At 44.5% G+C, this 8,136-nt stretch carries 8 protein-coding genes; 2 read left to right on the forward strand and 6 right to left on the reverse strand.

The features are described 5' to 3' along the window. Window positions 1-9: 9 nt before the first annotated feature. Window positions 10-678, reverse strand: coding sequence for a hypothetical protein (locus tag CAG69_RS18370; protein WP_017189795.1), 669 nt, complete (start codon window positions 676-678; stop codon window positions 10-12). 426 nt (window positions 679-1,104) lie between these two features. Here CAG69_RS18370 and rodA point away from each other — a divergent pair, with 426 nt between their 5' ends. After that, the gene (gene rodA / locus CAG69_RS18375; RefSeq protein ID WP_046875633.1) at window positions 1,105-2,187 is read left to right on the forward strand and encodes a rod shape-determining protein RodA; all 1,083 of its coding nucleotides are present in this window, start codon (window positions 1,105-1,107) and stop codon (window positions 2,185-2,187) included. Window positions 2,188-2,260: 73 nt separating this feature from the next. Here rodA and CAG69_RS18380 read toward each other — a convergent pair whose 3' ends face one another. The 3 genes from CAG69_RS18380 to CAG69_RS18390 all read right to left on the reverse strand — a co-directional run bounded on the left by CAG69_RS18380 (window position 2,261) and on the right by CAG69_RS18390 (window position 5,318). Then, window positions 2,261-2,977, reverse strand: a complete 717-nt coding sequence (locus CAG69_RS18380) for a YebC/PmpR family DNA-binding transcriptional regulator (protein ID WP_152813711.1) — start codon at window positions 2,975-2,977, stop codon at window positions 2,261-2,263. Between the two features lie 135 nt (window positions 2,978-3,112). After that, window positions 3,113-3,322 (reverse strand): DUF3283 family protein, encoded by a 210-nt coding sequence (locus CAG69_RS18385; RefSeq protein ID WP_005374484.1) that lies wholly within the window; start codon window positions 3,320-3,322, stop codon window positions 3,113-3,115. A gap of 100 nt (window positions 3,323-3,422) precedes the next feature. Then, the gene (locus tag CAG69_RS18390) at window positions 3,423-5,318 is read right to left on the reverse strand and encodes an ATP-binding protein (protein ID WP_152813709.1); all 1,896 of its coding nucleotides are present in this window, start codon (window positions 5,316-5,318) and stop codon (window positions 3,423-3,425) included. A 68-nt stretch (window positions 5,319-5,386) separates the two neighbouring features. On the opposite strand from CAG69_RS18390, the gene CAG69_RS18395 reads away from it, so the two are divergent. Next, the gene (locus CAG69_RS18395) at window positions 5,387-6,142 is read left to right on the forward strand and encodes a substrate-binding periplasmic protein (protein WP_161445562.1); all 756 of its coding nucleotides are present in this window, start codon (window positions 5,387-5,389) and stop codon (window positions 6,140-6,142) included. A 71-nt stretch (window positions 6,143-6,213) separates the two neighbouring features. On the opposite strand, the gene ribA is transcribed toward CAG69_RS18395, so the two are convergent. Both ribA and CAG69_RS18405 read right to left on the reverse strand, forming a co-directional pair. Next, the gene (gene ribA, locus CAG69_RS18400; protein ID WP_152813705.1) at window positions 6,214-7,275 is read right to left on the reverse strand and encodes a GTP cyclohydrolase II; all 1,062 of its coding nucleotides are present in this window, start codon (window positions 7,273-7,275) and stop codon (window positions 6,214-6,216) included. Window positions 7,276-7,556: 281 nt separating this feature from the next. Then, window positions 7,557-7,754, reverse strand: coding sequence for a PA3496 family putative envelope integrity protein (locus CAG69_RS18405; RefSeq protein WP_005392088.1), 198 nt, complete (start codon window positions 7,752-7,754; stop codon window positions 7,557-7,559). Window positions 7,755-8,136: the final 382 nt, after the last annotated feature.

Below are 8,136 nucleotides of genomic sequence, written 5' to 3' on the forward strand. Positions count from 1 at the left end.
GACGCCTCCCTAATACTTGGCTAGCAGCGCTTTCGCGGTTTGCGTTTCTAGATTGCTGTCACCCAACTGCTCCATTTGCGCTAACCATGTTTTGGCTTGTTGAACATCTTCAGCTCGTAGTGCTGCTTCAATGGCGTAGCGATAAATCCAAGACGTTGCGGCGAAAGGTTGTTGGCTAAAACTCGGTTCATCGAGCAGAGAAAGGTACAGCTCGTAGCCACGCTCAAAGTGATTGAACATGTCTGGCAGAGAGGTAAACGTAGTCGCTGCCATGGCGGTAGCTAGCTGGTATTCCGGCAAGCCTTGTAAGCGTTGTTGCTCTTGCAGTGGTACTGGCTGATTCGCCATTAAATCCAAGCCTTTTTGGATTGTGGCAAGACCGCGCTCGGTGAACTTCATCTTGTTCCAAGGCATAAACGCCTCACGGCCTTGCAATGTCTCAGCACTGCCCAAGTAAACCAACGTCACCGGCGTTGCGCCCTGCTCTTCGAGTTGTTTGGATAATTCGCCGTAAACGGTATCAACTAAACCAGAGTCACCCTGCGCCGCTTGGTTGAATTGACTGAGTGTGCGCTCGCTTGGGTTAGCCAGAGCCAGATTGCTGCTGAGTGCAAATGCGGCGATAAACGTACTTGCCAGTTTAAGAGCTTTGATTGAGCGAGATTGAGAAACCATCATGTACTGTCCTTGTTGAACGTGATTTGATGGTTTCAGATTAAGGGAGAAGATCGCACGCTGCTTTTGCATGCGACCAATGGCAGTTATGCGGAGTGAATGGTTGTTTGCTGCGATGAATGGTTGTTTGCTGCGATGAATGACATTCCATCCTTAAAGAGAACATTTATCCCAGCTTGTTTGTAAGCGTCTGTCTTTCACCACAATAGGAATAAAAATACTGGCTTAAAACCTGCGTCTAGTGTATTTATCCATTCCACAGCTTTCCAAGCGGCTTACCCATAACAGACGACATCGACGCTCCTCTCATACACACCTTTGCATGGTGTCTGTTATTTCCAAATAGGATTCTTAGCATCGGAATAGTTCGAACTCTCGAGTTCTGGTTGTTTTCGCGCTCGAACTGGGTGCGTTATTAGGTCGTAGAAAATGAATAAGCGTTTTTTCCCCAGGGTCGATTTGCCACTGCTGATGGCGATCATTCCGATCATGCTATTGAGTACACTAACACTTTGGAGTGCCAGTGGCTTTAATGAGGCCATGCTCTTCAAGCATTTAGCACGCTGCGGACTGACCTTGGTTTGTATATTGGTCATGTCATCGATTCCCGCCGCTAGCTATCAACGCTCAGCTCCATATCTCTACATTATTGCGGTTGCGCTGCTACTTGCTGTCGCTTTGTTTGGCGATAGCACTAATGGCTCTCAACGTTGGCTCGATATTGGCTTTTTTCGCTTTCAACCCTCGGAGCTAATCAAACTCTCGATTCCAATCATGATCGCGTGGATGCTACATATTGAAGGTGGCAGACCAGATAGTAGAAAAATCGCATTCTGCTTACTCATCACAATGATTCCTGCTGGGTTAATCGCGCTACAACCGGATTTAGACGGTGCAGTTTTTACCGTCATTTACGCCTTATTCGTTTTATTTTTAGCTGGCATGAGCTGGAAAATAATCGGTGGCTTTGTCGCGAGTATATTAACGTTGGCGCCTATTTTGTGGTTCTTCGTCATGGAAACGTATCAAAAAAGCCGCGTTACTCAGTTCTTGCACCCAGAGTCGGATCCGTTAGGTTCGGGCTACCAAATTATCCAATCTTTGATTGCGATAGGCTCCGGCGGAATGAAAGGCAAAGGTTGGATGAATGCTACGCAAGGAACACTTGGCTTTATTCCAGAAAGTCATACGGACTTTATTTTTTCGACTTATGCCGAGGAGTGGGGTTTTGTTGGTAGTTTAGTCTTGCTCGCACTGTACTTGTTTATTACCGCGCGCGTCATGTTGCTTGCATGTCAGTCTGACCACTTTTTTAGTCGGCTTGTGAGTGGCGCATTAGCGATGAGCTTTTTCCTGTATGCTTTTATCAATACAGGCATGGTGAGCGGCTTGTTGCCTGTAATGGGAAGCCCTTTGCCGTTCTTTAGTTACGGCGGCACGGCCATGCTGACGCAAGGCATCTGTTTTGGTGTGATCATGTCACTGTGTTATTCCAAATATCGCAACGCATAATGCTGCTAGCAAAAAGTACGATCAAAAAAGGCTTCCCTCGGGAAGCCTTTTTACAACGGTGGAAGCTAAGAAATTATAGCTCTGCGTTGTGGTAAACCTGCTGAACGTCGTCACAGTCATCTAGAAGATCTAGGAATTTCTGGAACTTCTCAGCATCTTCACCCGCTACTGGAGTGTGAGTTTGAGGAACGAAAGTGATTTCTTCCACATCGATCGTTAGATCTGGGAACGCACCATTTAGTGCTGTTTTCGTCTTGAAGAACTCTGTATGAGGAGCGAATACAGTGATCACACCGTCTTCTAGCTCAACGTCAGTTACGTCTACATCTTCCATCATTAGCGTTTCTAGGATGATCTCATCATTGTCGCCTTTGAACTGGAATACCGCTTGGTGATCGAACATGTGAGAAACTGAGCCCTCAACACCAATTTTCGCACCCACTTTAACAAAGCATTGGCGTACATCTTGGAATGTACGGTTACCGTTGTCTGTTAGACAGTCTACGATCACGCTTGTGCCGCCAGGGCCGAAGCCTTCGTAGCGCGCTGGTTGGTAATCTTCACCACCGCCGCCACTCGCTTTGTCTAGTGCTTTGTCGATAACGTGCGCTGGTACCTGATCTTTTTTCGCTTTCGCGATCAGGTGGCGAAGAGACAAGTTCATGTCTGGGTCACTACCGCCGTTTTTCGCGCACATGTAAATTTCTTTACCGTATTTGGAATAAACTTTAATTTTCGCGCCTGCAGTTTTCGCCATAGAGGCTTTGCGCACTTCAAAACTTCTTCCCATCGGGATGTCTCTCTAAATTCAAATTTAATGCGAAGGATTTTAGCAAAAAGCGAAACCTTTTCAATTTCGCTTAGCAAAGGAATGGGGAGGTTACCTCATTCGCCACATAGTTTTATACCGTTGTCACGATTCGCGTTAAGCGACACCCATTACTCGTTTGTACTTTTCGACCGATTGCTGAAAAAACGCTTTTTCATCAGCATCGTTAATCTTGGACAACTGTTCTTCTATTGCTTCAGGACCAGATTTGGCCTCTCTGAGCTTCCAAACCAAAAACGACGCTTGTTTATCCAGTTCGATTTTGTTTTTTTCATCAGGCGGCAATAGGGATAGATTGAACGACATTTACAGCCTCAAGGTACTTTAAATACTAGCCGCGCACTATAGCATACAGAGTTACAATTGCAGAATAGAAACGCACTTAACTTGATCAATTTCAAGTTAACTATTTGGGACCCGTACTGATTTTCAGCGCTTTTGGTAAAAACTGCTCGAATATTTGATGCAACCGATCTTTGGTCACAGGTTTGGCGACAAACTCATTCATACCGACGTCAAAGCAATGTTGTTGATCTTCTTTAATAACATTGGCACTCAACGCAATAATGGGAACGTGTTTCCCCCACTCTCCCATTTGTCGAATACGCTCAGTAGTAATGAAGCCATCCATCACTGGCATTTGGCAATCCATAAACACCAAGTCAAAAGCTTGCTTCTCACATAGCTGAAGCGCTTCTTCACCATGATTTGCGACGCTCACTCGAACGCCGAGCTTTTCCAACATAATACGGACGACTTTCTGGTTTACGATGGTATCTTCAACAATCAATACCCAAGGTTGATTGCCATGCTGGAGGCTGGTTTCATTATCTTCAACTTTTGGAAACGTCAAAACATTAGGTCGTTCCGTGTAGGTAGACCGTGCTTTTACTACAACTGGAATCGAAAACTCAAAACAACTACCGAGCCCTAACTCACTTGTCAGTTGGATTTCTCCTCCCATTAAGTTCACCAACTGAGCACCAATCGCCAAACCAAGGCCGGTACCACCGTACTTTCTGGTTGTACTGCCATCGGCTTGTTGGAAACGTTCGAAGATCGCTTGTTGGTTCTCTTTCGCAATACCAATGCCAGAATCAACGACGCGAAATCGAATCATGGCGACATCATGCTCTTGACGTGTTAACTCAACAAGAAGTTTCACATGACCACGATCAGTAAATTTGATCGCGTTGCTCAACAAATTGTTCAATACCTGTTTTAAGCGTGCAGCATCACCTTGTACTTCCGCTGGCAAGTGAGGATCAATATCGCTAAGCAATTGCAGATTCTTCTGCTTGGCTTTGACGGTATGTAAGCTGATCACATCATCCAAAATACGGCGCAGATCATAACTCGCATTTTCTAATTCGACTTTACCTGCTTCGACTTTAGAAAAGTCGAGAATATCGTCGATGATCGTCATTAAAGAGTGAGAAGAGCTATCGATGATCTCTACAAACTCTTTTTGCTGAGGATCGAGTTTGGTGTCACCCAGTAATGAAGCGACACCAATAATGCCATTCATCGGTGTTCGAATTTCATGGCTCATGGTGGCAAGAAATTCACTTTTTTTGCGGTTGGCGACTTCCGCTCTATCTCTTTCTTCTTCAAGCTCAGTCTGATGCTCACGGACTTTCTCAACGCTTCGGTTGTATTTCTCCGCCAACACGCTCACTTCATCAAAACACCAACGCTTTGGGAGCGTAACTTTGCTTGGGACCTTCCCGCCACTAAAATCGCTCACGGCGCCGGAAAGCAGTTGGAGAGGATTGACCAAGAGGCGGAAGGCGACCCAAAGCACGCCAATTATGAGCAATAGGATCTTGATCGCTTCTGTCGTGAGCAAGAAAAAAAATTGTTGCCAAAGATCTTCATAAATCGAGCTCAGATCCGCCTGAACAGTCAATGTCGCCAGATCATAGGTTTTATCACCAACACGATATTGCATCGGCCAACTTCTTTCTACGACATCCTCAGAAAGTGCGGTGCCCTGTTCGACGATAACTTCATCTTCATTAGCGATACGTAAATAATCCACAGAGGGCATGCGCATTGCGCCCTCTGCTTGAGTGAGTAACAGCTCCCTATCCTCCACCCATAAGCTGGCAGAAAAGCTCGATAAGTAACTGGATTCGACCTGCTTTAGCTCGACGTGCAAATGGGCTAAATCTTCGTTAAAAACTCGATATAAACTCACAGCGGAAATGATGACAGTAAAGATTAAACTCAACGTTAGCACCGCCAGCATAAGTTGGTTGCCGATACTAAATCGACGTTGAGATCGCTCTTTTTCATCCATATGAAATCGCTCCGATAAACTTGCGCTACTCTAAATATAGCCACGCGCAAATAATAATCGAGGATACGATGAAAAGACTTCTACTTAGATTGGCTTTTAGTTTTATTGCGATAGGAACTTATGCTACTGCCGCTGAAGTGAACTATTACGTTATCGCCGACCAAGCAAGGCCATTTCAAATAGAACAACAGGGGCAAATGCATTCCGGGATTGTGACTGACATCGTCAGTGCCATTTTCGCTGAATCGGATTATCAGGTGAATTATCATACTTATCCGTTTAAACGAATGATCTCCATATTAGAAGAAGGTGGCGAACCAAACTGGCTAACTTACGGCAGCCCAAATTGGGGCAAGGTGCAATCAGAAAACTTGTCTGAAGAGCCCATTTACACTGTAAAACATGTATTGGTCTCTAGTAGTGAGAAACCGTTAGAGTTCAAGAATATGGACACCATGCATGGCCGATCTATCGTATTACTACTCGGTTTTGATTATCCGAATTTAATCCCATTCTTTGAGGATGGTAGTGTGAATGAAATACGCGTTAAAGATTATGATGACGCATATCGAGTGATAACCCGAACACCAGGAGATACAGCCTTCGTTGAAATGGAATCGCGCGTTATGTACAACTTAAAACGCCTCAATTTGCCACTTGAGGATTTTCAGATCCAACCTTTCAGTTCAGTTATCCCTGACTACTCGATCTATTTGGCCTTTTCTCCCCAAATGCAGCCAGAAACTCAGGACTACATCAATACACGTTTGGCTGAGTTAAAAACATCGGGCGAAATTGATGAGATCATTCAAAGGTATAAATAAATGACCTAACGAATGAAAACGCCAACGATAGTATCGTTGGCGTTTTCATCTATTGAGACATAGATGATGCTTTACTTGGTGTGATTGACAAACTTAGGATCAAACATGTGCCCTAATTTACTCGCCTTTGTTTGCAAGTAGTGTTGATTGCTCGGATTATTACCTTCTTGCAAGGGCACACGCTCAATGACGTTGATATCAACCGCTTTTAACGCAGCCAGCTTACGTGGGTTGTTCGTCATTAGTCGCACCGCATCAATGCCCAAATGCTCTAACATCCCTTTACAGAACGCGTAATCACGCATATCGGCAGCAAAGCCCAAACGTTCATTGGCTTCTACAGTATCGGCGCCATCGTCCTGGAGGTGATAAGCTCGAATTTTATTAATCAAGCCAATACCACGTCCTTCTTGACGTAAATAAAGCAGTACACCACATCCCTCTTCGACAATATTTTGTAGCGCCCTATTGAGCTGAAAACCACAGTCGCAACGCGTACTAAACAAGGCATCGCCAGTAAGGCACTCCGAATGCAACCGAATAAGCGGTGCTGCGCTGTTTGCAGGCTCTCCATACACGAGGGCAAGATGCTCTTTGTTCGTGGCAGTTTCAACGAAGCCATACATCATAAATGTGCCCCATTGGGTTGGCAATTTGGCTTTATCGATGAACTTCACGAGATTGTAGGGCTCGACATGTCTCAGCTCAGCCCGAACGTTCATCAGAATTTCTCCTAAATGATTTTCTCCTTTACCGTCTCCCCCATCCCCCCAAAAGGCATCTTTGTGAGAATGCTCTGTAAGACAAGCGTTACCCGTTCTCATTAACTGCTGCGCTAAAGGTGGATTTTGCAGAAACTTTTCTCTAACGATGAAAGCCATAACGGCCAGCTTCATATCCTCCCAGTCACTTCTGACGAAATGTTCGTATTTTCGGCTTAAGGCAAATGCTTCATCGGGAGTGCTCGCGTGTTGAATTTTGCTTTGTAACTGCGCATCGAGGAACTTTTGGGCTTGATAATAATGTTCGCTGGTGAGCCAAGTTTGGGAGGATATATTGACTGGGGCATGGCAAAAATTGGAAAGAAAACCGTGGGGCTCATCGGGCTCATAAAAAAGGATTTGGTCAACCATACTCGCGCTCCTTGCTTTGTGGTCGCGATAATCAACAAAAAGCATATCGCTATTGATATATCTTTTAGTAACGCTAGGTAAGATTGTCAAACTTCTACACAGATGAAAATGAGTTTGGATCTAGAACTTTTTAGGTGAAAGAGAGGTGAATTAGAACGTTTGGATAAGAAAAATAAAGAGATGTGAGATGTTGTGGTGAGACGCAATGGCTAAAATGGAGCGAAAAATAAAAAGGGCAGCCCGACGACTACCCTATGGATTGCTATACCAAACTAGAGCAATCAGTGTATCAAGCCAAGCTCCCTTGCTTCTTCAATGGTCAATCCACTTTCACGGATTTCACGTAGCGCTTCAATGCGTCTTCTGGCTTCTGCTGATTTCACTGTTTTCTCAGGCTTCACAACGGCTTCTTCATCAGGTAATTCCCATTTGTGAGCGATGTTGGTCATCTCGTCATGGTCGATAGAATTAATGGACATATTTCCTCCGAACACACCATGTTTTCGATGCGTAATCTATAGCAAAACAGGAACGAGGTGGTAAGAAAAACTGTAGGGAAATGTGACCCCTCCCGCCCTTTCGTTAACTCCTTAATAGATCCATCATTTAAGTTTTGCCAAGGGGCAAATTTACGATTAGATTTGAGTAATTCCCCCCAAGAAAAGTGTGCTGATCCAGCTCTCAATTCTCGTCTTTCTTGACTTCATTAACAACGCCAGATACCACTTTTTATTTCGCCTAACTTTCGAGTCACTTCACTGATTCACCGCTTGCCACTTTCTAAAAACCAACATACCTGATAATGATAATAATTATCTTTTACATTAGTAAGGTGTTTATATGGATGGTATTAACTTAAAT

Origin of the sequence: Vibrio sp. V43_P6S15P86 (assembly GCF_009904725.1) — a bacterium.
Lineage (GTDB): Bacteria > Pseudomonadota > Gammaproteobacteria > Enterobacterales > Vibrionaceae > Vibrio > Vibrio diabolicus.

Bases quoted from the DNA above. Each gene is read 5' to 3' on its own strand.
- CAG69_RS18370 (WP_017189795.1), bottom strand. From the start codon at position 678: ATGATGGTTTCTCAATCTCGCTCAATCAAAGCTCTTAAACTGGCAAGT.
- rodA (WP_046875633.1), top strand. From the start codon at position 1,105: ATGAATAAGCGTTTTTTCCCCAGGGTCGATTTGCCACTGCTGATGGCG.
- CAG69_RS18380 (WP_152813711.1), bottom strand. From the start codon at position 2,977: ATGGGAAGAAGTTTTGAAGTGCGCAAAGCCTCTATGGCGAAAACTGCA.
- CAG69_RS18385 (WP_005374484.1), bottom strand. From the start codon at position 3,322: ATGTCGTTCAATCTATCCCTATTGCCGCCTGATGAAAAAAACAAAATC.
- CAG69_RS18390 (WP_152813709.1), bottom strand. From the start codon at position 5,318: ATGGATGAAAAAGAGCGATCTCAACGTCGATTTAGTATCGGCAACCAA.
- CAG69_RS18395 (WP_161445562.1), top strand. From the start codon at position 5,387: ATGAAAAGACTTCTACTTAGATTGGCTTTTAGTTTTATTGCGATAGGA.
- ribA (WP_152813705.1), bottom strand. From the start codon at position 7,275: ATGGTTGACCAAATCCTTTTTTATGAGCCCGATGAGCCCCACGGTTTT.
- CAG69_RS18405 (WP_005392088.1), bottom strand. From the start codon at position 7,754: ATGTCCATTAATTCTATCGACCATGACGAGATGACCAACATCGCTCAC.